The sequence below is a fragment of the Agrobacterium larrymoorei genome, assembly GCF_030819275.1.
Taxonomy (GTDB): Bacteria; Pseudomonadota; Alphaproteobacteria; order Rhizobiales; family Rhizobiaceae; genus Agrobacterium; species Agrobacterium larrymoorei_B.
In genome coordinates this window covers 1,742,962-1,766,626 of the sequence record NZ_JAUTBL010000001.1, presented here as the reverse complement: position 1 = coordinate 1,766,626, position 23,665 = coordinate 1,742,962, and the positions used below count along the sequence as shown (strand labels likewise).

Below are 23,665 nucleotides of genomic sequence, written 5' to 3'. Positions count from 1 at the left end.
CTGTCTTCCTCGCTCGCTCCCGTCCCTCTAGCCTTGATGCAGATTTACAGAGACCTCAAGGAGCTCCCATGGCTGCGGAATTCATCAGCGTCAGTTTTCCCAACGCGTCCAATGATTTGAACCCTATTCCCGATGCGCCGGTCGATCCACAGTTTTTGGAACGTTATGCGCGTGCACTGGACGACTACGGATTCAACTACACACTCATCCCCTACTCCTCGTCGTCATTCGATCCCTTCACGATCGGAGCCACAGTGCTGGCCCATACCAAGAACATCAAGATCATCGTCGCGCTCAGGCCAAACACCGTCTACCCGACAGTTGCGGCCAAATCGCTTGCGACGCTCGACCAGCTGAGTGGGGGACGCGTCGTCGTTCACTTCATTGCCGGCGGCAGCGATGAAGAACAGGCGCGTGAGGGCGACTTTCTTAATAAGGAAGAGCGTTATGAGCGCCAGGAAGAGTATATCCGCATTCTTCGGCTGGCATGGACGTCGAAAGAACCCTTCGACTTCGATGGCAAATATTACCAGTTCAAGCAGTTCCGCAGCGCTGTTCGTCCAACCAATGGCGTGATCCCGATCTCGCTTGGCGGCTCGTCCGATGCGGCCTACCGCATTGGTGGTTCGCTCTGCGATATCTTCGGCCTGTGGGGTGAGCCGCTGAAAGAAACCAAGGAACAGATCGACCGTATCTATGCCGAAGCGGCAAAGGCGGGAAGAACGGATCGCCCGCGCATCTGGGTCACCTTCCGCCCCATCGTGGCAGAGACCGATGACCTTGCCTGGGAGAAGGCGCATCGCGTACTCGACCAGTTGAACGCCAACCGCCAGAAGGGTCTCTCCCGCAGTCCTCTCAATGCGGCGACGCCCGCCAATATCGGTTCCCAACGGCTTCTCGATATCGCCAAGCGCGGCGATGTGCATGACCGGGCGCTCTGGTACCCCACCGTGACCGCGACCAATGCAAGCGGCGCGACGACGGCGCTTGTTGGATCGCCCCGCACCATCGCAGACTCCATCCTCGATTACATCGATCTCGGCTGCGATCTGATCTCGATCCGCGGCTATGACAATTATAACGACGCTGTCGATTACGGCCGATACATCCTGCCGCTGGTGCGCGACGGCATCCGCGAGCGCGAGGACGCCAAGCGCAAGGCGGCCGCCTGAGCGCCATGCCGCAACCATGCCGTCCGGTGCCTCGATCGGACGGATTTTCCTCTCAAGTCAAAGAGGTGGCCGCAGCGAAACACTGCCTCGCTCCCTCAGCCATAAGGTCGTTGCCCGCATGTCTTACGATCCCATCACACTCGATTACGCCGTTCGTGAGGTGGCTGAGGCCGCACCGGAATCGGATCGCACCGGCACATTCCCCTGGGCCGGCATACACGCGGTTCATCGGGCGGGGCTTCTCGAAAGCACCGTCGCGACGCGCTATGGCGGTCAGGGCGGGACGCTCAGCACGGCGGCGCATATTCTCGCGGCATTGGGGCGCGGCGATCCATCCGTCGCACTCATCACCGCCATGACCCTGTTCAATCATCTGGCCCAGGCGAAGAGAGGACATTGGCCGGAGGGGCTTTATAAGGAGCTCTTGTCGAAGGCCAGGCAAAAGCCACTCTTGCTGAACGCCGCTCGCGTTGAGCCCGAACTCGGCTCGCCTGCACGCGGCGGCCTTCCGGCCACGGTTGCGAGGAAAACGGCGAATGGCTGGTCGATCTCCGGCCGCAAGCGTTTCGTCACCGGCGCGCATGGTCTCACACATTTTCTCGTCTGGGCTCATACGGATGAGCCGCAGCCGCGTGTCGGAACCTTCGTCGTTCCAAACGGCCTGCCCGGTATCACCATTATCGAGAACTGGAAAAGCCTTGGAATGCGGGCAACCGGCTCGCACGACGTCGAGTACAGCAATGTCGAGATTCCGGCGGAAAACGTGCTTGATCTCGTCGATCCTTCGGTCGCCGAACAGGATAATCGAGGCCATGCCGCCATGACGCTTGCGCTGACAGCGATCTATCTCGGCGCGGCAGAAGCCGCTCAGGACGCCTTCATTCGTTTCGCCCACGAGCGTGTTCCAACCAATCTTGGCCGTTCCATTGCCAAGACGGAGCGCTTCATCACGCTTTCCGGTGAAATCGACCTTCTGGTATCCGGCGCGCGACAGATCATTTTCGGAGCGCTCGATGGCGATCTGAGCGACGCCGAGCGCCTGATCCGCGCGCGGCTTCTTGCCGGACGCCAGATCAGGGAAGCGGTTCAGATCGCCGTTCGCGGCATCGGCAATCCAGGCCTCAACGAAGATCTGGGTCTCGAACGCCACTTCCGCGACGTTCAATCCGTCCTCGTCCACGCCCCCCAGGAGGATACTTCCGTTGCGATCCTTGGCAAGGCTGCCTTTGACCGTTGGAACAAGGGCGAAAGCGTGCGGACATACCCGCCCAGTCTTGCCATCGTAAAAACGGCGTGAAGCGCAAAACTCAAGCGGAAACGCTTTACCAGATCAATTGGATTTTCAATGAGCAATAATCTCATCGTCGGCTTTTCCGGCAACACGACACGCCCCTCCAGCACGCGACGCTTCGTCGAAAGCGTCACTGAGGCTCTGGCACAGCGCGCTGGTCTCGACCACGTCGTTTTCGATATCGAGGACCTAGGCCCCTCATTGCTTTCGGCTCGCTCGGTCGCCGATCTCGACCCGCAGGCGCGCAAGCGCGTACAGACAATCATTGAAGCCGATGCACTCGTCATTGGCTCCCCGACCTACAAGGGCAGCTATACAGGGCTTTTCAAGCATGTCATCGACCTGCTCGACCCTGCGGATTTACGCGGCAAACCGATCCTGTTGACCGCGACAGGCGGAGGGGACCGTCACTCGCTGATGGTGGAGCACCAATTGCGACCCCTTTTCGCCTTCTTCGAGGCCTTCGTGACCCCAACGGCCATCTATGCTTCAAGCCGGGATTTCGCAGAAGGTGTCCCGTCCCCCAACGTCAGCGCACGCGTGGATCAGGCCGTCAACGAGGCCAATCTGCTTGTTCAACGCCGCTCGATAGCAACTGCGGTGGCGGCAGAGTAGGTCTCCTGCTTTTCCGTCGACCTATGACAGTTACCAACGTGGTTCCGTCTGAGGACCTCGGATCAGACATTCTTTAGGAGAAGAACGTTGATCAACTCATTGGCGTAACGGTTGATGAGGTGAATTGCGTTCCCTTCCAGATTGCCGAGGCGTCGGCATCTGGAAACAGCAGCCTCAAGTGACCGATGATCTGCCCTGCACGCGGGTCTGCTAAACGATAAAGAACCGCTTTCGCCTGCCTCGCTCCAACGATGATGCCAGCGTCCCGCAACTCACCGATCTGTTGCGACAGAGTGGGCTGGTGAACGTCGAGAATCTCCTCCAATTCGCCGACGGTCCGCGCGCCTTCCATCAGGACGCACAGGATGGAAAGGCGTACCGGGTTAGACATCGCTTTTAGAAAATCGGACGCCGTACCGATAGCGCGGCATTTCACCTTCGGAACATGCGGTCTTCGTTCGCCCCCATTACCGGTCTCGTCTTTTTTCACTCTCATCGCTCCCAATCTTGGAAATTTTTTCCGTCTGCCCTAGCTCAGAAAGGGTTGAATTTCTCGCGCACCTCGCACTATCATTATATAAATTTATATAAAGAAGATCAATAAGGGGACGCGTTTTGGTTTTTAGGATTGGTCACCATCCGAACAATCTCCATCTGACATTAGCCTCTCGTTGGCCAGGGGCGTTTTCAACAATGCAACCGGAATTCGTCGCTTACGCCGAAGGCCGAGAAACCGGCGCGCGGCTGGCGAAGGGAGAGTTCGATATCAGCGGCACCGGATCGACGCCGCCAATCCTCGCAAAAGCATCCGGGCTGCCTGTCATCTATGCGGCTGCATCTGCCCCAAGGCCGACGAATGGTGCGATCCTCGTTTCAAAAACAAGAGACATCAGCTCAGTCGCGGATTTGAAGGGAAAACCGATTGCCCTCGTCGATGGCTCCTTTCTCAGCTATCTTCTGGCCAAGCAACTTGAAGAGATCGGACTGCGCCTGACGGACACAATTCGTCAGGATATGTCGCCGAATGACTCTCTTGCGGCGCTGCGCGAAAACTCGGTGGCAGCTTGGGTTGCGATGACACCGCATCTGGAGCAGGTTCTGGTCAGCGGCGAATTCACCGTTCTTGCGCGATGCGGGACGCTTATTCCCAATCGCTCCACTTTCTGGACAATCGAAAACCGCGGACTGACAAAGGCAGCTTTAGAGGACTTCACCGGCGAGTTGAAGCATCTCGGCAGCCAGATTGCCAAAGATCCAGAGAAGGCTGCCGAGCTTCTGTCCCCTTCTGGTGAAGAGGCGGAACGGCGCGCATGGACACGTGTGGTTTCCGAGCGGAACTGGCAGGTGGATGCGGCAGATCAATCTCTGTTGCGCGAACAGCAGGAAGAGGCCGACACGCTCTTTCACCACGGCGACCTTGATACAAAACTGACCATTTATCCGGTGGATGAGGGAGATCTCTGACATGAACGTGCTCTGGTACATGTGTGCACCCGACGGCGCTTATCCCTGGAAACCGGAGGGCTCCCGCACCATCGACTATGGTTATTATAAGCAGCTTGCGCAGGCCTACGACCATCTGGGTTTTACCGGAGCTCTGTTTGCAACAGGCGCGCATGATGTGTGGCCGCTTGCCAGCGCCCTCCTGCCCTACACCGAGAGAATGAAATTCCTCGTAGCGTTCCACCCCGGACTGATCGCGCCCACGCTGCTGGCCAAGATGGCGGCAACATTCCAGGAGTTTTCGAACGGACGGCTGATGCTCAATGTCGTGTCCGGCGACGCCAAGATGCTGGGTGCCTATGGCATGATGCTGCCACATGACGAGCGCTATGCGATGGCCGATGAGTATCTGACGATCTGGCACCGGCTGATGGCTGGCGAGAGCGTCACCCACAAGGGTCAGTATTTCCAGACGGAAGGTGCCAAGCTGGCACTTCCAGCAGGCACCTCGATCCAGCCGCCACCGCTCTGGTTTGGCGGCTCTTCCGACAGCGCCATGGAGGTCGCGGCCAAGCACGTCGAAACCTATCTCTCCTGGGGCGAGACACCGGAACAGATGGGCGAGAAGGTTCAAAGGGTCAAATCCAAAGCCGCCGAATATGGACGTGAGCTCACCTACGGCATCCGGCTTTATGTGATTGTTCGCCAGACCGATGAAAAGGCATGGGAGGCGGCTGCCGACCTCTATGATCAGATGGACGACGCGGCGATTGCGGCAAACCAGCGTTTCGTCTCCAATACGGACTCGGTCGGGCAACAGCGCATGAGCGCCATGCATGGCGGCATCAAGCCTGCCAATCTGCGCGATCTGGAGATCGCCCCCAACCTTTGGGCGGGTGTAGGCCTCGTTCGTCCAGGACCGGGCACCGCTATTGTCGGTTCTCCCGACACGGTGATCCGCACGCTCGAAGAATATCAAAAGATCGGCGTCGATACCTTCATCCTCTCAGGCATGCCATTGCTTGAGGAAGCCTACCGCTTTGGCGAACTGGTACTGCCGCGTCTCCCCGTGGCCCGCGTCGCGCCGGAGCGCAAGCACTTCACATGGTCCACTTTGTTTGATCGAGATCTAAGCGGAAAGCCTGCCAATGTCTGACACAATGGCGTCCGCGCATAAGAACCGGAAGAACATCGAGCGCACGCCGAAGCCCAGCAATGCACAGGGCCGGCTATGGAATGTCGGTGCACGCATCGCTTCCCCGATTGCGCTTGTCGCTCTCTGGCAAATTGCGAGCGTGACGGGTTTTCTGTCTCCTCGTATACTGGCAGCCCCGAGCGATATCATCGCGACGGCGGCGCGCCTGATCGCATCCGGGGAACTCATCACCGGGCTTGCCGTGTCGTTTCTGCGCGTGGCTGCCGGGTTTTCGATTGCCGTCGTCATCGGCATCTCACTGGCGCTTCTGTCAGGCCTCTCGCGGCTTGGAGAGGCGGTGATCGACCCGCCGATCCAGATGCTCAAGGCCATGCCGTTCCTCGGCCTTCTTCCGCTTTTTATTCTCTGGTTCGGCATTGGCGAAGCCCCTAAGATCGGCCTTGTCGCCTTCGGGGCGATCTTTCCGGTCTATCTGACACTGCATGGCGGCATCAGGGGAATAGACAAAAAGCTGATCGAGGCAGGCCAGACGCTCGATCTTGGGACCATGGGCATCATCCGCCACATTGTCATTCCGGGCGCATTGCCGTCGCTCCTCGTCGGCGTTCGCTATGGTCTCAGCGTCGCCTGGCTCAGCCTCGTTGTCGGTGAACAGATCAATGCGTCGAGCGGCCTCGGCTACATCATCACCTATGCGCGCGACTTCCTGCAGACCGACGTCATTGTCGTCTGCCTGCTGGTCTACGCGATCATGGGTCTGTTGACGGACGGACTGGTGCGCATCATTGAGGCCTATGCGCTACGCTGGCGCCCGCAGGTGATCGCATGAGCGACCTTGTCGACATCAGACAGCTTCATCGTTCCTTCGGCGGCCCTGCCGTTCTGGATGGTATAGACCTTTCCATCGCGCCAGGTGAATTCGTTGCACTTTTGGGCCGCAGCGGCTCGGGAAAATCGACCCTGCTTAGGGTTTTATCCGGCCTGGACGCGGCGCCTGCGCAAAAGCTGGAGATACCTTCCAGGCGATCTGTGGTGTTTCAAGAGCCTCGGCTTCTTCCGTGGAAGAGCGTCATCGAGAATGTCGCCCTCGGCGTGAAGACGCCGGACGCGCAAAAGCGTGCGGAGCGGGCGTTGGCGGATGTCGCCCTGTCTCACAGGAAAGATGCATGGCCACTGACCTTGTCAGGTGGCGAAGCGCAAAGGGCAGCGCTGGCACGTGCTTTGGTGCGCGAACCCGCCCTTCTTCTGCTCGATGAACCCTTTGCGGCCCTCGACGCGCTGACCCGGCTGCGCATGCACGATCTGGTCTTCGAACTGTGGCGCAAGCACAGGCCCGCCGTTCTGCTCGTCACCCACGACGTGTGGGAAGCTGTCGCCCTCGCGGACCGTATTCTGGTGCTCGATCAGGGACGGATCTCACGTGAAATACGCATCGACGCCGACCATCCCCGCCATAGGGGTGATCCTGAATTGATGTCCATCGAAACCGAGCTTCTTCGCGAACTTGGTGTCGAACCTTCCCATGCCTGAAGCCCAACCTCACTCCCAAGCCCAAGCAGCAGACTGGATATATTGATGTTTACCAAGCGACAATTCCTCTCCACCCTTATCGTAGCGGCTTCTGTGGCGGGCTTTATCCCGGCCGCTCAAGCGGCCGAGCAGACGATCCGTATCGGCTGGCTGCGCGGCCCGAACGATATCACCTTGGCCAAATCCCGCGGTACGCTGGAAAAAGCGCTCGCGGAAAAGGGAATCAAGGTCGAATGGGCCGGCCCTTTCCCCGCAGCAGCTCCCGCTTTCGAAGCGCTTAACGCTGGCAGCATCGACATCACCGCTGGCAGCTCGACGTCAGCGATCGCAGCCCTTTCGGCCAAAATTCCGCTGGTTATTTTCGCCTACCAGAAAATGGCGCCGAGCGCCGAGGGCATCGTCGTGAAGAAGGAGTCGGGCATCGCTTCGATCAAGGACCTTGCCGGAAAGAAGGTCGCCGTCAATCGAGGCGGCACCGGCGAGTATCTTCTGATGCAAGGTCTGCAGACAAATGGCGTCGATCCGAAAAGCGTCGAGCGCGTCTACCTCAGCCCAAGCGACAGCGGACCGAGCTTTACCCAGGGCCATGTCGATGCCTGGGCAACATGGGACCCTTTCCTGACCATTGCCGAAACCGCCTATGACGGAAAAGTGGTGGCCGATGGTGCGGCGATCAAATCGGACAATGCGGTCGTTCTCGTTGCAAGCAAGGAGTTTTCGACCTCGAAGGCGGACCAACTCCAACTCGTCTTCGACGTCATCAAGTCCGAAAATGCCTGGGCGATCGCCAACAAGGCAGAGGCAGGTGCTGTGTGGGCAAAGGAGATGAATGTGCCGAACAATCTTTCGTCGAAAATCGGCGAGAACAATGCGGTTCCAACGACCGCCGTGACAGAGGCAGACGTCAAGCAGATCAGCGCCGTTGCCGAGTGGTATGCCAAAAGCGGCATTATCCCCTCACTGCCGGATGTGAAGGACAGCGTCGTTTCGCTCAAGTAACAGAAAGCGAAAGCGAGGCACAGGCAAGTTACAAGCAGCGGCTTTGACCGTTTCGTGAGACTGCGACGAGGCGGCCTTAGCGCCATAGTCTGCATGAGACCATGCCAACGATCGCCTCGCATAAAACACCAAGCGTTTGTAATCATTGAACGCCGGGAGTAACAGCAATCTCCAGGACAGCGTCAGGGTGAAGCCTAATTCAAAAACTGACGTTGTCGTGATTTCTCTTGGACGACAGACCGGAACCTCTTGAGCGGTTTAACGATTGTCATACGTCTGAACGGGGAGGAGCCTATGAAGACTTATCTCGCTACAACAGCCGTTGGGGTTACCATACTCGCCATGGCAACATCCTATATCCTACCCAAACAGAGCGACGCTGTCCGTCCTCCGCAATATGACATAGCGGTCGCACCATAATCACACTGACGCAATAAAACGCTATCTCTGAGAGTTCAGCACTAGAGGTGCAGACCGCAAAGGAGGGCCAGATGGCAAAATGGGTTTTGGTCAAATATGAAGGGACGCTAGAGGCTGACCGATGGGAGCTACCTGGACACCTCGAAGAACGTCATGTCGAGGAGATTGTCAGGCGGCTTGTGTGCCGAAATCTCAGCGAGGACGATATCATCAACTCTTCACTGCCTGAGGGAGATATCAGGCGCTATATTCTTTTGGATCGGAACGACGATCCAACTGTCATCCATATGGGCGAGAATCCCTTCTTCGTCGCAACACTTCAGGAGTAACGCGCGCTGAAAGCGCGGCCACAGCACTGAAACAAATGCCACTCGGATTCAACTCGCGCCGCAGCATCTGCCTCTGGGACTTGCCCAAACATCTTGCCCACGCCGCCGAGAAAGCGTTCGGAGTACTGCACAAGCGATTCCGCAATATTCGGGATGACATAATCCTGCGCGCTGTCACTTAGATATGTTGATCATTCGCCTCATAATTTGTTGACGGCCCGGATTTTTGTGTCCAGAAGTGACGACTTATCCAGCTCTCAGATCTTGGCGACAGCTGAAAGGCGTGTGCGGTGACATATCTTCACGCAATGCAAACCGAAATACAGGGCATACAGGCCGTTTCACCTCCAAGGTGGCGTTCGCTGGATGGCATCGTCGGCGTTCACTGGGAGGCGGAAGGTCACGCTGGCGCCAGTGGATATTACCTTTCGCCAGACCCTCGCATCATGCTGTTCTTCAAGGATGTCAGCAGCCATATACGCGTTTCCGATCAATCATCTCGTTTCGATCGTTTCGAACGGGGGTTGGCCTCGGCGATTTATGTCCCTGCCCACGTGCCCTTGTGGACGAAGTTTACGCGGCGCCATCGCTTTTCGCACCTTGATCTGCATCTGCACCAGGATCGGCTGATGCGTTACATCGCTCCGATCGTCGGATCGTCTGCTGCTCGTGCCGTCTCAAAAAGGCCGGTTGAGCTCAAAGAACCGGGACCTTTGATCAGTCTCGCCAATCTGGTTGTCGATGAACTGGACGACAGCGCCAGACACCCAGCATTCGCAGAAAATTTGGTCGGCAGCATTGTAACAGGCCTCCTCGATCTGCATGCGGCTGATGAGGAAAAGACGGCTGCAAGCGGGCGTCTGACCCAAGCTCAACTGAACAGGCTTTCAACCTACTTTGCGAATTGCGGCGGTCGACGTCTAACCGTACGAGAAATGGCGGATGTTGTCGGCCTGTCCGAAAGCTGGTTCGCCAACGTCTTCAAGCAAACCACAGAGATGACACCGCTACAGTGGCAATTGTCCCGCCGTATCGACCTTGCCAAAGGCATGTTGAGCGATACCAGCGTGAGCATCGCCGATGTCAGCGCGCAACTTGGTTTTTCCGATCAGGCGCATTTAACCAAGGTCTTCCGCAGTCTCACAGGCGATACGCCGGCCGCGTGGCGACGAAAACACCTTTTGACGTGAGAATGTCCCGGCGTTAGCGCCGGGACTGTGACCGACTACCAGGTCTGACGCAGCGACGCGTAGATGGTGCGTCCGGGATTGTAGTAGAGTGCACCGCCATCGTTGTTGGCGATGTGCTTCTCATCGAAGACGTTGTTAACATTCAGCTGGAAAGTGGTGTTCTCCCGAATGTTGTAAGAGAACGATGCGTCGAAAACGACCGCCCCCTTTGATTTGCGCGTATTGGCGTTGTCGAAGTAGTAGGACCCTGTGAAACGCGCTCCAGCTCCAAAAGTCATGTCGCCGCGCTCGCCGCTTCCTTCCAAGGTGTAGGTGCTCCAAAGAGATGCCATGTGCTCCGGCACCTGAGCAAACCTCTTGCCGTTATAGGTTGCGCCAGTGTCCACAATCTTCGAGTCGATATAGGAGTAGGCACCGATCAAGTTGACGTTGGACGTGAGCTCGAGCTTGCCTTCGAGATCGAAGCCCCGATGACGGACCTCCTTCACCGTATTCGGCAGGTAGACGGGAGCCTCATAGGTGGTGATGTTCTCCAGCGTCAGATCGTAAATCGAAGCGGTAATGAGGGCTGGAATTGCATCTGGCCGATACTTGATCCCGACCTCATATTGCTTGCCATAGGTCGGTTCTTTCCCCGAAGTCGGCGGTGCCACCGATTCTGCGTAGCTGACATAGGCAGCAAGCTCATCCGTCACCTTGTAGCTCAATCCGAAGCGCTTGCTTAATTCGCTATACGTGCCGCTCGCGGTTGTGCCGGTGTTGAGGTTCTTATCCTCAAGATCCAGCCAGTCATTGCGCAGCCCGAGGCTTGCTGTGACGCGGTCGTTGAAAATCAGGTCCTGCTGGAGATAGATCCCTCCATTGACCTGATCCTTTTTCGAACTGCTATAGGGCGAAAGAGGACCGGGACCACCAGCAAAAACGGGGTTTGTGAAATCGATCTGCGGTGCAGCGGTATAATAGTTCGCGCCCCGAGAATTGAAGTTGCTGTAGTCGGCGCCAACCAAAGTGCGGCTTTCGACCTGTTCGAACTCCGTTTCGTAAAGGAGATGGGCATCTGCAATGAAATGCTCGGCCGAACCGTCGCTGCCGAAGTAGTTGCGATTGACCCGCGTATCGTCGGGATCTCCTGCACCGAGCGCATCATAGATGTAGGTGTAGCCAAAGCCGTTTCTCGACTTGCTGTAGCGAGCGTTGGAGCCGAACGACAGACCATTGCCGAAATCGTGCTCCAACATGACGGAGTAAGTGTTCCGGTTCGTCGTATCGTAGTTGTAAGATGGCTCGCCAAAGAAGCGGTCGCGGTTGAAGTCTGTGAAGAGTGGGTGACCGCCGCTGCTCGGCGTACCATCGCGATCCAGATGATCGAATACGAAGGTAAGCGACGTCGCGTCCGTCGGCCTCCATGTCAGGCCACCTTGAACGAAGTTCTCATCATTGCTCGAGAAATCGAACTCGCCATCAGAGCGCTCGAATTTGCCCGTCAGGCGGTATGAGAGCGTATCGTCTTCCGTGAGGTTGTCACCGAAATCGAAGCCTGCTTCCTTGTGTGCGTAAGAGCCGGTGGTGCCGTATATCTCGCCAAAGCGCTCACTGCGCGGCTTCTTCGTCACATAGTTGATTGCACCACCCGGATCCGAAACGCCAAAGCCCGTGGAGTTAGCGCCTTTCAGCACTTCCACCCGCTCAAAGCTATAGGGTTCTTCCTTCACGCCGGTCCAGGTGCGCCCTACCATCAAGCCATCACGATAAGTGAAGGGCGTGAAGCCGCGAATCTTGACGTAGTCGTACCGTTCGTCCGAACCATAGTAGTCGGTCGTCACGCCAGCCGTGTATTGGACCACCTTCTCGATGCTGTCGGCCTTGCGCTGCTCGATTTCCTTGGAGGTCACCACCGAGACAGTGGCTGGCGTGGTGAAGATTTCCCCCGGCATCTTGCCGACGGCATTCGATCGTTCCGCGACAATTGACTTCGAGTCATTATCCGACTGGCTACTCCCCTGAATGGTAATCGTCTCCAGCACGGTGGCATCCCCGTTCGCGTCCTGCGCCACTGCGAAAGCCGGAAGCAATGTGATGATTGCCGTGCAGCTAAGAAGGGTTGCGGTGCGATATCGCAGGAGAGCTCGAATTTTACTGGAGGCGGGAATGGCGCTGATCATGCTTCTATCCGGAAATTGGCGTTCAGATACTCCCGCCAATGACCTGGTCATCGTCTGGAGCCGACCGATAAGCGCTCCGCCATCTCAGGATGCGAGGCAGGCCGCCGCCGGTCAATCGCTCTATAACTGGATAAAATAAATCCAGTATTGTATATATCTCTCTTTTGTAAAATTCCCCGGAAAATCAAGTGTCGGATCGTGAGTGAAGCCTCAAATTGCTTGACCTCCCGAAATTAAGCTGAGACTGACAGTCAACTTAACATGAAAGGAACAGGACCATGCGGGTCAAACTGCATCAGCTCGCGCCGCTTGCAGCCCTACTCCTGAGCATGACCTCGTTGCAGACCGCAGCAGATGACGTGGCTCGCTTTCCGCTGGACATCAAACATGCGCTCGGCACCACGACGATCGCGAAAAAACCGCTCCGAGTTGCAACGGTTGCTTGGGCCAATCACGAAGTTCCACTAGCGTTGGGGATTGTCCCGGTCGGCATGGCGGCGGCTAATTTTGGCGATGATGACGGCGATGGCCTGCTGCCATGGGTTTCGGAGCGCCTTAAGGAACTCAACGGCAAAACACCTCGCTTATTCGATGAAGGTGATGGAATTGATTTCGAGGCGGTGGCCGAGACACAACCAGACGTCATTCTCGCCGCCTATTCAGGATTGAACCAAAGCGACTACGCGACACTGAGCCAGATTGCGCCGGTGGTTGCCTATCCGCAGGCGCCGTGGTCCACCGATTGGCGCGAGACCATCCGTTTCGATAGTGCCGGTCTGGGCATGGCTGCTGAAGGTGAAACGCTCATTGCCGACATCGAGAACAAGATCGCAGCAGAAGTTGCAAAATACCCTGAGTTGAAGGGCAAGTCCGCGATGTTTGTGACACATCTCGACGCGACCGATCTCAGCGTCGTCAATTTCTACACATCACAGGACACACGAGTTCGCTTCTTCAAGGATCTTGGTCTCTCCATGCCCAAAAGCGTGGTTCAGGCCTCGTCCAATGGCAGCTTCGCTGGCTCAATCAGCGCCGAGCAGATCGACATGTTCGACGATGTCGACATTGTCGTTACCTACGGCGATCAGCAACTTGTCGATGCGATGAAGGCCAATCCCCTCCTCGCACGCATGCCCGCAGTCAAGCACGATGCCATCGTGACTTTGGGTCGCGATCCGGTCGGCACAGCGGCCAATCCCACGCCTCTTTCCATCACGTGGGTCTTGCCCGCCTATGTCGCCAAGCTTGCGGAAGCAGCGAGAAAAACGGAATGAATGCGCGCGACGTGCTGCAACTGGCACAGCCACCGAGGTTCACTGTAACCGAGCGCACGAGGCTCCTATGTCTTGTTGCGGTTCTGGGGGGCTTAACGCTTATTGCGCTCGTTTCGCTCATGGTGGGAACACGCGATGTGCCACCGGCAGACGTTTTGGCCGCTATCACGGGCGACATCTCCACTCTCGATCGGGCAGCGGTCGCAACGCGGATACCGCGAACAGTGCTGGCGCTGATTGCCGGGGCTTCTCTCGGATTGGCCGGAGCCGTGATGCAGGGTGTCACCCGCAACCCTTTGGCCGATCCCGGCATCTTAGGAATTAACACAGGTGCATCTCTTGCCGTCGTGGTTGGGGTTGCCTGGTTCGGAATTAGCTCAGCCCACAGTTTCATATGGCTGGCAATTTTCGGCGCGGCGGCAACTTCCATCTTCGTCTATACCATCGGCTCAATGGGACGCGGCGGCGCTACGCCTTTGAAACTGGCACTGGCGGGCACCGCAACCGCCATTGCATTTTCCTCACTCGTCATCGCCATCGTTCTACCGCGGGCAGATATCGCCGGGGGTATCCGTTCCTGGCAGATCGGAGGAGTTGGAGGGGCTACTTTTGAGCGCATGGAGCCGGTCTACGGCTTTCTGATCATAGGCTTCGCACTCTGCATGCTCTCTGCTCGGAAGTTGAATGTGCTTGCTCTCGGGGATGAGCTGGCTGCCGGTCTCGGAGAGAACGTTGCCGTCGCGAGGATTATCGCGACAGTCGGCGCCGTGATCCTTTGCGGCGCGACAACCGCCGTGTGCGGACCCATTAGTTTTGTCGGTCTGGTCGTGCCACACGTCTGCCGGCTTCTCTTCGGTGTGGATTACCGCTGGCTCCTGCCATTCTCCGCACTCGGCGGCGCAATCCTCCTGACACTCAGCGATATCGTCGGTCGCTTCGCTGCGCGTCCGTCAGAGCTGGAAGTGGGCGTCGTGACGGCTTTGGTCGGCGCGCCATTCTTCATCTTCATCGTCCGTCGGCAGAAGGTGAAGAAGCTATGACCTATGCGCCCACGACATCGGCCTTGTCGGAAACGGTCAGACAAAGCCGGACCCGTTACCTCAGACGTCGCCAAGCGTTGCTGTCCGTAGTGGTCCTGGTTGTCCTCGTCCTGTTCTGCTGCACTCTCACCTTCGGCCAAACATATGTCCCCTTGTCAAATGTCATGCGAATCCTTGCGGGCGAAAACGTGCCCGGAGCGGGTTTTACCGTTGGCCAATTGCGATTGCCTCGGGCAGTTCTTGGTGTGGTAGCGGGTATGAGTTTCGGCTTGGGCGGCGCGGCATTTCAAACCCTGCTGCGTAATCCGCTCGCCAGCCCCGACATTATCGGCATCACCTCGGGTGCGAGTGCAGCAGCCGTCTTCGCAATCGTCATTCTCGGGATAAGCGGCCCCGCGGCTTCGGTATTTGCAGTGCTGGCAGGGCTCGCGGTGGCACTGCTTGTCCATGGCCTTTCTTACCGCAACGGCGTCTCGGGCGCTCGGCTCATCCTTGTTGGCATCGGTGTCTCGGCCATGCTTGAGAGCATGATCGTCTACATCCTCTCACGCGCCCCTGCCTTCAGTCTTCAGGAAGCCATGCGCTGGCTCACGGGAAGCTTGAATGGCGCGAAGCTCGAAATGGCAGGTCCCCTGCTGCTCGCACTTGTGGTTTTTGGCAGCGTTCTTCTGGTCAAGGCACGCGATCTCGAGGTCATGCGAACGGGTGAAGACACAGCCACCGCACTGGGCGTCAATGTGTCATCGACTCGCCTCCTGATTATCGTCTCCGCCGTGGGATTGATCGCGACAGCAACCGCTATCACCGGACCGATCGCCTTTGTTGCCTTTTTGGCAGGCCCTATTGCCGCTGGCCTATTTGGACGCCGTCATTCGATCTTACTCCCCGCAGGATTGGTTGGTGCAACCCTTGTTCTCGCAAGCGACTTCGTCGGGCAATTTCTCTTGCCAGGCCGCTATCCTGTGGGTGTCGTCACTGGCGCACTTGGAGCGCCCTACCTCATTATCCTGATCATTCGAAGCAACCGCCAAGGAGCTGCCTCATGACTGGTCCGCACCTTGAGGCCAAAAACCTTTTCGCCGGTTATGGCGAAAAGGAAATCTTGAAGGACCTGGATCTCGCCATTCCTTCTGGCCAGATCACCGCCGTCGTCGGAGCCAACGCCTGTGGGAAATCCACCCTGCTCAAGGCGCTTTCCCGCCTCATCGCGCCGCAACGCGGCGACGTCATTCTCGACGGCCGCGCCATTCATCGGCTTCCTACGAAAGAACTCGCACGACGACTGGGGCTTTTACCGCAATCACCCATTGCTCCCGAAGGCATCACGGTGATGGATCTGGTCAGCCGCGGACGGCATCCCCATCACGGTCTTTTCGCATCCTGGACCAAGGACGACGATCGTGCCGTTGCGGAAGCTCTCGTGGCGACGCAAACCTTCGATCTGGCTGAACGGCCCGTCGATGAATTGTCCGGCGGCCAACGGCAGCGGGTCTGGATTGCGATGGCACTCGCGCAGCAAACCGAAGTCCTGCTTTTGGATGAGCCGACGACATTTCTGGATGTAAGCCATCAGATCGATGTCCTCGACCTGTTGACCGACCTCAACCAGACGCATGGCACGACCATCGTGATGGTGCTGCACGATCTCAACCTCGCTGCGCGCTATGCGGATCACCTCGTCGCAATGCTGGAAGGGCGGCCTTTCATGGCAGGCTCACCTCAAGATGTTCTGACACAGGACTTGGTTCGAGAAGTCTTCGGACTTGAGAGCCAGATCCTCCTCGATCCGATCTCAGACAGACCGATGATGCTTCCCATGGGCCGCCACCATTCGCGAGCCCCTAACGTCCCTTTGATGCAGGCAAGATCATGAATGCAATCCACCTCTCCACCCTTTCCGGTATCGCCAGCCCTGCTGATGTCAACGCAATGCTCGCTGAAATCTGCGAGCACTTCGTCGAGCATTCCGATGTCGTTCCATCGGAGCACGGAGCCTCACTGAGATCCGAGGACTGGGCGATCGATGTCAAGACCGCGAATGAGCGATTACTGATCGAAATTCGGACCGAGAACGAAGAAATGCTCGCCGCAACACGCACCATGTTTGCCGAGCACTTATTTTATTTCGCCGGTGATGAACCGTTTATGCTCGAATGGTCAAAGCCTGCACCAAAAGTCCGCCCACCCGGCTTTTACGAGGCGACAGTCTTAGGTTCTGAGGATGTGACGCCGCGCATGCGTCGAGTTATCCTGAAAGTGTCGGATGTGACACCCTTTATCGGCGGCGACATCCATGTGCGCCTGCTTGTACCGCCACTCCACCGAACGCCGGTCTGGCCGAAGCTGAAGGAAAACGGCAGTATCGGCTGGCCAGACGGGGAGGATGAACTTCTTGTGCGCGCCTATACGATCCGTTCAGTGGATGAAGAGGCCAAGCTCGTCAGCATCGACTTTCTCCAGCATCCGAAGCCAGGCGTCGCCACGCCCGGCGCAGACTTCGCCCGCGATGCACAACCGGGACAACGGGTGGCGCTCATGGGACCTGGAAGTGGCCATCTGCCTGAAGCAAAATCGATCCTCTTTGCAGGAGACGAAACGTCTTTGCCAGCCATCGCCCGGATGGTGGAAGAAGCGCCAACCGGCACCACAATAAAGGCAATTATAGAAGTCGAGGATGCAGCGGAAGAGCAAGCGATCCGCAACGATGAACTGGTTTCGGTTGAATGGTTGCACCGCTCCACTTACGGCCAAAATGGCGGCAATGACCTTGTTGAGCGGTTGAAAGCCGAAATAGACAATATCCCGCGAGAGACATTCGTTTGGTTTGCTGGCGAAAAATCAGATGTTCGTACGATCAAGCGTCATCTTGCTGAAAAGGAGCGTGACCGAAAGCAGCAATACGTCGCTTGGTATTGGAGTAAAGAGGATTGATGGCGAACGCGACCGCAAGGATGCTGTTTCAATGACGCTGCTGCATTGAAACAGCACCTTCAGCGTGAAGCCTACTCGGGCGACACCAAAGTTTTCCGAGATCGAATTCCCCAAACGAATGGTCCGGGGGCTGACGAAGGAATGGCGAGTGATCACACCATTGCTTTTGCATTGGTGTGGCCATTCCTCTGAATACGTAGCGACCCTGATCACGCGGGGAGTTGGCTGCGGAAGTGGCGGGCCCCCTGAAACCCTATAATTCCGGCATTCACATGCACAGCAAATAGCAGTAGCTAGTAAGCGGCGAGGCATTGTGTTCAAACCGGAATTTCGAGCAGTGAAAATTTTAGTCGCGGAAGACGATGAGACAATGGCGGGATATATCCGCAAAGGTCTCATCGAACAGGGGTTTTCGGTCGACTGGGTGAGTGACGGTCGCGAAGCGCTGACCTATTGCCTCTACAACACCTGCGATCTTGCCATCGTCGACAGAATGATGCCTGGCCTCGACGGGCTCTCTCTGGTCAAGGCGCTGAGAGCGTCAAAAAGTTCGCTGCCGGTCATCTTTCTGACGGCGGTCTCCGGTCTCGAAGACAAGGTAGAGGGGTTGATGGCAGGCGGCGACGACTACATCGTCAAACCGTTTCACTTTTCTGAGTTGCTCGCACGTATTCACGCCCTCTCCCGCCGACCGAAAGAGAATAGCCAGAAGACGGAACTCATTTGCCACGATCTCAAGCTTGACCTTCTTAAACGCGTTGCAGTCCGCCAGGGGCAGGTCATCGATCTGCAGAACAAGGAATTCGCACTGCTCGAACTGCTGATGGAAGCCGAGGGCCGGGTTGTGAGCAAGACCATGATCCTGGAGAAAATCTGGGACTTCTCCTTCGATCCAGGCACCACCGTGGTGGAGACCCATATCAGCAAGCTGCGCCAGAAGATCGACAAGCCCTTCGATACAGCCTTGATCCAAACCGTCCGCAACATGGGATACCGGATTCGTGCGCCTCACTGATCTTATGTCCGGTAGCTCCTTTCGAACTTCAGCAAAGGTCGCGATAGGCGTTCTTGTTCTCATGAGCCTTGGAGGGACACTCTTCATAGGGTCGGTTACCAAGACTCTGCGCGATGCCACCTTGCAGCAGACCCTGGAAGAGGCCGTCCTTTTAAGCGACGTCTACGCCGCGGAGGGGCGAGACGGCTTGGTGAAGGCAATCGGTACGCTAAGTGACCTCGTCAGCAGCCAGGACCGCATCTCTGCCGTCTATGATGAACATGGCGTCAACCTTGCGGGTGCCCATCTCACCATGCCGGATTTCATCGGTGTGCGCGACACCACGCTGCAGTCCATCTCGGCCAAAGGGAGCGAAGGTCATTTTGTGATATCGGTCCAGAAGTTCGCCGATGCAACGCTCGTTGTCGGCCGAAATCTCAAGGCCGTCGACGAGATGCGCGTTTACATGATTGCCGGGGTGTTGATCATGACCTTGCTATTGACCTTCGGAACGCTGGTTCTGGGTCTCTTGGCAAGTGGTAGGAGTTTTTCGAAATTGAGGTCGATCGAAGGCGTTCTCGGGCGCGTTGCAAGCGGCGAGTCCGATGCGCGCGTACCGATCGTCGAGAGAAAGGATCAGATCGACCGCATCTCCATTCAGATCAACGCGAACCTTGATGTGCTATCGCGCCTGATGGACAGCATGCGCGCGACAACGACTGCGATCGCACATGACCTGAAAACCCCACTCGCGCGCGTCGGTCTTTTGCTGAACGATGCCCTCGACGCACTAGAGGCCGGACGCGATCCGCACCCACAAGTCGAGCGGGCACTCAACGAGACCGGCTCGCTCAACGAGATCATCGACACCATTCTCCGCATCACCCGCATCCGCGCCGGTTCGCCGCGCAAGGACATGCAGCTGAACGACCTTCGCGGTCTTGTTGAGAATACGCTGGAATTCTTCGCACCGCTCGCACAGGAGAACGGGCAAACGCTCGACTTTCGTGTAGGAGACACTGAAGAATACCTGCTTTTGTGCGACAAGAGCATGGTGCAGCAAATGCTCGCCAACATCGTCGGCAATGCCATTGTGCATGGAGGCTCCGGCATTTCGATCCGGGTTCTCCTTTCCGACCGGCCAGAGACGATCGACCTTATCGTTGAGGATACCGGCGGCGGCATTCCTGACGCTCAACGCAATGAGGTCTTCGAGCTGTTCAAACGGCTCGACAGCGCTCGCAGCAAGCCGGGCAGCGGTCTCGGCCTTGCGCTGGTCAAGGCGGTCGCAGACCAACATGAAGCCGTCATCACGCTGTCCGCCATCGATCCCGGCTCCCCTGATCATCAGGGCCTGCGCGTTATGGTCTCGTTCCCCAAACGCCAACTTCAACAATAATTATAGAACGCGGCAAGCTGCCTCAAACTGCGTCGCTTAGTGTCTCAACTGTTCATCGACTTCGGGAAATGAACCGTGAAAGCAAGAGCCGACTTGGGCCGCCCATGCTGAAAGACCTGCTCCCTCTTCAGCATATGTCGCGGAGATTGCACTGCAAGCCTAAGCCGCCAGAGTGGCGGACGGACGCGGTGTAGCTGCCCCTTCGCCGGTTTCTTGCTTCCATCGAAGTATTGACCCTGAAACCGCGGCGCCTCGGCAAAAGGCCAGGCCCGATTGCGAGGCACTCTGATGACCATGAACACACTTCGAACCGCAGCCCGCTCGAACAACGCGCTTGTCGATGCGCTCCGCGATCATATGAACAAACGGATCGTCGGCCAGGAAACGTTTATCGACAGTTTGCTCCTTGGCCTGTTCGGTGATGGACACATTCTGCTGGAAGGAGCACCGGGCCTTGCCAAGACCAAGGCCGTCAACACCTTGGCCGAGCTTATCGAAGGCGAGCCGTGCCGTGTCCAGTTTACCCCGGACCTGCTTCCAAGCGACCTGACGGGAACCGAGATTTATCGCCCGGAAAAGGGAACCTTCGAATTTCACCCAGGTCCTCTGTTTCACAACCTGATCCTAGCCGACGAGATCAACCGCGCGCCCGCCAAGGTGCAATCGGCACTCCTGGAAGCCATGGCGGAGCGCCAAGTCACCGTCGCCGGGAAGACCTACCGTCTGCCGGAACTCTTCATGGTGATGGCGACCCAGAACCCAATCGAACAGGAAGGTACATATCCGCTGCCGGAAGCCCAGCTCGACCGCTTCATGCTGCACGTCAAGATCGACTTTCCCTCCCCTGAAGCCGAACGAGAGGTCCTGCGGATCGTCCGCGGCGAGGCCATGGCTGAAACCGTAAAGTCTACCTTCCGGGTGTCCCAACGTGACATCTTCGAGGCCCGGCAGGCGGCTCTGAAGACCCATGTCTCGGATGCGCTGACCGACTACATCATTCAGCTGATCCAGGCGACCCGCCGTCCCCAGATGTACGGCGCGGACCTCGCGCATCAGATTTCCTATGGCGCATCGCCCCGCTCGACCATCGCTCTGGACCGTTGCGCGCGCGTGCATGCCTGGATGAACGGTGCGGATTTCGCCACCCCGTCCGACGTGCAGGCCGTCCTGCATGACGTGCTACGCCACCGCATCATCCTGAGTTTCGAGGCCGAAGCGGAAGGCAAAACCGCCGACGCCTTCATCGATGCCCTGATCGACAGGGTTCCTGTTGCTTGAACAGTCGGGAGACCGTCATGACAGACCAAGACCTCAAAGGCATTGTCGCGACCCTGCCCGAACTTGTTCGGGTGCGACCGCAGCGCGGCTTGACCGGCTTTGCACCATCCGGCCGCGTTGCGACCCATCAATGGGGTGCCAACCGTTCCGTTTATCGCGGTCGCGGTATGGAATTTGCCGAAAGCCGTCTGTATCAGCCGGGCGACGACGTAAAATCCATCGACTGGCGGGTCACCGCCCGCACGGGCCAAACCCATACCAAGCTCTTCCAGGAGGAGCGGGAACGGCCCATCGTCATTCTGACCGACATGCGCGCGATGATGCAGTTCGGCACCAGAAACCGTTTCAAGTCCAATCTGGCAGCCGAAGTGGCTGCCATGATGGCCTGGACCGGACATGACGGCGGCGACCGTGTCGGCGGACTTGTCATGACGCGCAACGGTCTGCGGGACTTCCCCGCCGCCAGAACGCGGCGCTCGGTGCTTGGGCTTCTGGAGGCGCTATCGGAAGAAACCCGGCTCGAGCGACCCATCGGCACGGAGGCGACGCTGGCGCATGCCCTGCGCCGCCTGCGTCACCGCAACCGGCCAGGAACTCTGGCCTTCGTTATCAGCGACTTCTCCGATTTCGGAGACGAAGCGGAGACCGAGCTTCGGCATCTGGCGGTGAATGCCCATGTCACCAACATCCACGTCAGCGATCCCTTCGATGCCGCTCTACCACCGCGCGGCGGGCGCCTGACCGATGGCGAACATGCCTTGGCCGTATCGGCGCTTGGCGGACGCAAACTCGAACGCTACGCGCATGAGTTCGAGGCGCGAAAAGAGCGGCTGGAGACAGTCAGCCGGCACCACGGCATGGTCTGCCACTTCTTGCAGACACCGGACGATTCCTCCTGGATCCTCCATCCGCATCTCAACCGGAGTATGGCAGCATGAGCACGCAACTCACTCCACAAATGCAGACGCAGCTGGCCCAGCTTCGCGACATTCATCTGCCTCAGCCCATCGGCTGGTGGCCGCTTGCGCCGGGTTGGTGGGCACTTATCGCCCTCGTCTGCATCCTCAGCGTTGTCGCCCTGGTCTGGATCCGGATACGCCGCAGGAGTGCGCGTTTTCTGGCGCTTCGCGAGCTTGAGGCGATCAAGCCTGACAGGCAGGACGAATTTCTTGCGCAGATCTCTTCCCTCCTGCGACGGGTCGCCCGCCGCCGCTCGGCCGGGGCCGATGTTTTGACCGGCGAGGCATGGAGCGCATTTCTGATGCAAGGCAAATACGGAATGAGCAGCAACAGTGCCACGCTTCTGGCCACGGGTCCCTACGGCCCGCCGGCCAATGAGAATTTCGAACCGGAGGCGCTGCGCGCCGAAACCGCCACCTGGATCAGGAGGAACGGATGATTACCTTTCTCTGGGCATTTGCCTTTCTACTGCTGCCGCTGCCCTTTGTGCTGCGCTATTTCCTCAAACCCGCTGACAAGGGGTTGGGCGGTGCATTGAAAGTGCCGTTCTTTGCCAGCCTGTCGCGGGACCTAGGAGGCCGGGCCGACCGCACTTCGACATCATGGTGGAAGCTCGCTGCTGCCTCGCTCGTATGGTTGCTGATGGTGACGGCCCTCGCCCGTCCGGCCTATGTCGGACCGGAAGTGCCGCTACCCGCCGAAGGACGTGACATCATGATGGCTATCGACCTTTCCGGTTCCATGGCCGAGCAGGATTTCGCTGTCGGCGGCAGACCAACCACCCGCCTCAACGTGGTCAAGAACGCGGCTGATGCTTTCATTGAAAGCCGCAAGGGTGACCGCGTTGGTCTGGTTCTCTTTTCAGATCGCGCCTATCTGCAAGCACCCCTGACCTTCGACCGGGAGGCCGTCCGCAAGCTTCTTGACGAGGCCCAGGTCGGGTTGACCGGTCAGCAAACGGCAATTGGCGATGCCATCGCGGTGTCCTTGAACCGCCTGAAGGACAGACCAGCCGAAGGACGTGTTCTCGTTCTCCTGACAGACGGCGCGAACAACAGAGGCGAGATGGACCCAATCCGGGCGGCCGAACTCGCCAAGAAACTGGGGATCCGCATCTACACGATCGGCGTTGGCGGAGCTCCGATGGCCGTCGACACCGCGATGGGTCGCCAGATGGTCACATCTTCTGACCTTGACGAAGGCTCACTGCGCAAGATCGCGGAGCTGACCGGCGGGCAATATTTCCGGGCGACGGATGTCAACGGCCTGGCTCAGGTCTACCGCTCCATCGACAAGCTTGAGCCGGTTGGCGCCGACCCGGTGCATGTGCGCCCCGAAATCGCACTCTATTTCTGGCCAGCCGGTCTCGCCCTGCTCATCGCCGCACTGTCCGTGCTGATCGGTACGGTTCCGGCTCTCATGGCAAACCGCCGCTTGTACAAGGGTCCGGTGAATAACGGCCCCGCAACTAAGGAAGCCTGA

At 58.0% G+C, this 23,665-nt stretch carries 23 protein-coding genes; 21 read left to right on the top strand and 2 right to left on the bottom strand.

The genetic code is table 11. From position 1 onward, the window contains the following. The first annotated feature begins 68 nt into the window (after positions 1-68). From QE408_RS08040 to msuE, 3 genes are all read left to right on the top strand, one after another. The gene (locus QE408_RS08040) at positions 69-1,172 is read left to right on the top strand and encodes an LLM class flavin-dependent oxidoreductase (RefSeq protein WP_306929958.1); all 1,104 of its coding nucleotides are present in this window, start codon (positions 69-71) and stop codon (positions 1,170-1,172) included. 118 nt (positions 1,173-1,290) lie between these two features. Then, positions 1,291-2,469: an acyl-CoA dehydrogenase family protein gene (locus QE408_RS08035; protein ID WP_306929957.1), complete on the top strand. Its 1,179-nt coding sequence runs from the start codon at positions 1,291-1,293 to the stop codon at positions 2,467-2,469. 48 nt (positions 2,470-2,517) lie between these two features. After that, complete coding sequence (gene msuE, locus QE408_RS08030) at positions 2,518-3,078, top strand: FMN reductase (RefSeq protein ID WP_306929955.1); 561 nt, start codon at positions 2,518-2,520, stop codon at positions 3,076-3,078. 91 nt (positions 3,079-3,169) lie between these two features. Here the strand turns inward: msuE and QE408_RS08025 are convergent, their stop codons facing one another. After that, on the bottom strand, positions 3,170-3,568 hold the full coding sequence (locus QE408_RS08025; protein ID WP_306929954.1) for an ArsR/SmtB family transcription factor: 399 nt from the start codon (positions 3,566-3,568) through the stop codon (positions 3,170-3,172). A gap of 203 nt (positions 3,569-3,771) precedes the next feature. Here QE408_RS08025 and QE408_RS08020 point away from each other — a divergent pair, with 203 nt between their 5' ends. The 7 genes from QE408_RS08020 to QE408_RS07990 all read left to right on the top strand — a co-directional run bounded on the left by QE408_RS08020 (position 3,772) and on the right by QE408_RS07990 (position 10,145). Next, positions 3,772-4,542, top strand: a complete 771-nt coding sequence (locus tag QE408_RS08020; RefSeq protein WP_306929953.1) for an ABC transporter substrate-binding protein — start codon at positions 3,772-3,774, stop codon at positions 4,540-4,542. A gap of 1 nt (position 4,543) precedes the next feature. Then, entirely contained in the window at positions 4,544-5,677 is a 1,134-nt protein-coding gene (locus QE408_RS08015) for an LLM class flavin-dependent oxidoreductase (RefSeq protein ID WP_306929952.1), read from the top strand. Beyond that, positions 5,670-6,506, top strand: coding sequence for an ABC transporter permease (locus QE408_RS08010; protein WP_306929949.1), 837 nt, complete (start codon positions 5,670-5,672; stop codon positions 6,504-6,506). Before QE408_RS08015 ends, QE408_RS08010 begins: the two co-directional genes overlap by 8 nt. Continuing rightward, positions 6,503-7,207, top strand: coding sequence for an ABC transporter ATP-binding protein (locus QE408_RS08005; protein WP_306929947.1), 705 nt, complete (start codon positions 6,503-6,505; stop codon positions 7,205-7,207). The genes QE408_RS08010 and QE408_RS08005 overlap by 4 nt, the downstream gene beginning before the upstream one ends. Before the next feature lie 45 nt (positions 7,208-7,252). Further along, a complete protein-coding gene (locus QE408_RS08000) occupies positions 7,253-8,206 on the top strand; it encodes an aliphatic sulfonate ABC transporter substrate-binding protein (protein WP_306929945.1) in 954 nt (317 codons plus the stop codon). Positions 8,207-8,697: 491 nt separating this feature from the next. Further along, the gene (locus tag QE408_RS07995; protein WP_306929943.1) at positions 8,698-8,955 is read left to right on the top strand and encodes a hypothetical protein; all 258 of its coding nucleotides are present in this window, start codon (positions 8,698-8,700) and stop codon (positions 8,953-8,955) included. A gap of 290 nt (positions 8,956-9,245) precedes the next feature. Then, on the top strand, positions 9,246-10,145 hold the full coding sequence (locus QE408_RS07990; RefSeq protein WP_306929941.1) for a helix-turn-helix domain-containing protein: 900 nt from the start codon (positions 9,246-9,248) through the stop codon (positions 10,143-10,145). A gap of 35 nt (positions 10,146-10,180) precedes the next feature. On the opposite strand, the gene QE408_RS07985 is transcribed toward QE408_RS07990, so the two are convergent. Further along, positions 10,181-12,307 carry a TonB-dependent siderophore receptor gene (locus tag QE408_RS07985; RefSeq protein ID WP_306929940.1) on the bottom strand — a complete coding sequence of 709 codons (2,127 nt, stop codon included), beginning with the start codon at positions 12,305-12,307 and terminating at the stop codon, positions 10,181-10,183. Positions 12,308-12,636: 329 nt separating this feature from the next. Here QE408_RS07985 and QE408_RS07980 point away from each other — a divergent pair, with 329 nt between their 5' ends. The 11 genes from QE408_RS07980 to QE408_RS07930 all read left to right on the top strand — a co-directional run bounded on the left by QE408_RS07980 (position 12,637) and on the right by QE408_RS07930 (position 23,665). Beyond that, the gene (locus tag QE408_RS07980) at positions 12,637-13,581 is read left to right on the top strand and encodes an iron-siderophore ABC transporter substrate-binding protein (RefSeq protein WP_373465524.1); all 945 of its coding nucleotides are present in this window, start codon (positions 12,637-12,639) and stop codon (positions 13,579-13,581) included. Then, positions 13,578-14,621, top strand: coding sequence for a FecCD family ABC transporter permease (locus tag QE408_RS07975; RefSeq protein ID WP_306929938.1), 1,044 nt, complete (start codon positions 13,578-13,580; stop codon positions 14,619-14,621). The genes QE408_RS07980 and QE408_RS07975 overlap by 4 nt, the downstream gene beginning before the upstream one ends. Beyond that, the gene (locus QE408_RS07970; protein ID WP_306929936.1) at positions 14,618-15,667 is read left to right on the top strand and encodes a FecCD family ABC transporter permease; all 1,050 of its coding nucleotides are present in this window, start codon (positions 14,618-14,620) and stop codon (positions 15,665-15,667) included. Before QE408_RS07975 ends, QE408_RS07970 begins: the two co-directional genes overlap by 4 nt. Further along, positions 15,664-16,494, top strand: a complete 831-nt coding sequence (locus QE408_RS07965) for an ABC transporter ATP-binding protein (RefSeq protein WP_306929935.1) — start codon at positions 15,664-15,666, stop codon at positions 16,492-16,494. The genes QE408_RS07970 and QE408_RS07965 overlap by 4 nt, the downstream gene beginning before the upstream one ends. Then, positions 16,491-17,552, top strand: a complete 1,062-nt coding sequence (locus QE408_RS07960; protein ID WP_306929934.1) for a siderophore-interacting protein — start codon at positions 16,491-16,493, stop codon at positions 17,550-17,552. Before QE408_RS07965 ends, QE408_RS07960 begins: the two co-directional genes overlap by 4 nt. Positions 17,553-17,889: 337 nt before the next feature. Then, complete coding sequence (locus QE408_RS07955) at positions 17,890-18,567, top strand: response regulator transcription factor (RefSeq protein WP_306929932.1); 678 nt, start codon at positions 17,890-17,892, stop codon at positions 18,565-18,567. A 61-nt stretch (positions 18,568-18,628) separates the two neighbouring features. Continuing rightward, positions 18,629-19,945, top strand: coding sequence for a sensor histidine kinase (locus QE408_RS07950; protein ID WP_306929929.1), 1,317 nt, complete (start codon positions 18,629-18,631; stop codon positions 19,943-19,945). A 288-nt stretch (positions 19,946-20,233) separates the two neighbouring features. Continuing rightward, positions 20,234-21,223: an AAA family ATPase gene (locus tag QE408_RS07945; protein WP_444876270.1), complete on the top strand. Its 990-nt coding sequence runs from the start codon at positions 20,234-20,236 to the stop codon at positions 21,221-21,223. Positions 21,224-21,240: 17 nt separating this feature from the next. Further along, positions 21,241-22,161: a DUF58 domain-containing protein gene (locus tag QE408_RS07940; RefSeq protein WP_306929927.1), complete on the top strand. Its 921-nt coding sequence runs from the start codon at positions 21,241-21,243 to the stop codon at positions 22,159-22,161. Further along, positions 22,158-22,622 carry a DUF4381 domain-containing protein gene (locus QE408_RS07935; RefSeq protein WP_306929925.1) on the top strand — a complete coding sequence of 155 codons (465 nt, stop codon included), beginning with the start codon at positions 22,158-22,160 and terminating at the stop codon, positions 22,620-22,622. The genes QE408_RS07940 and QE408_RS07935 overlap by 4 nt, the downstream gene beginning before the upstream one ends. Further along, entirely contained in the window at positions 22,619-23,665 is a 1,047-nt protein-coding gene (locus tag QE408_RS07930; RefSeq protein ID WP_306929923.1) for a vWA domain-containing protein, read from the top strand. Before QE408_RS07935 ends, QE408_RS07930 begins: the two co-directional genes overlap by 4 nt.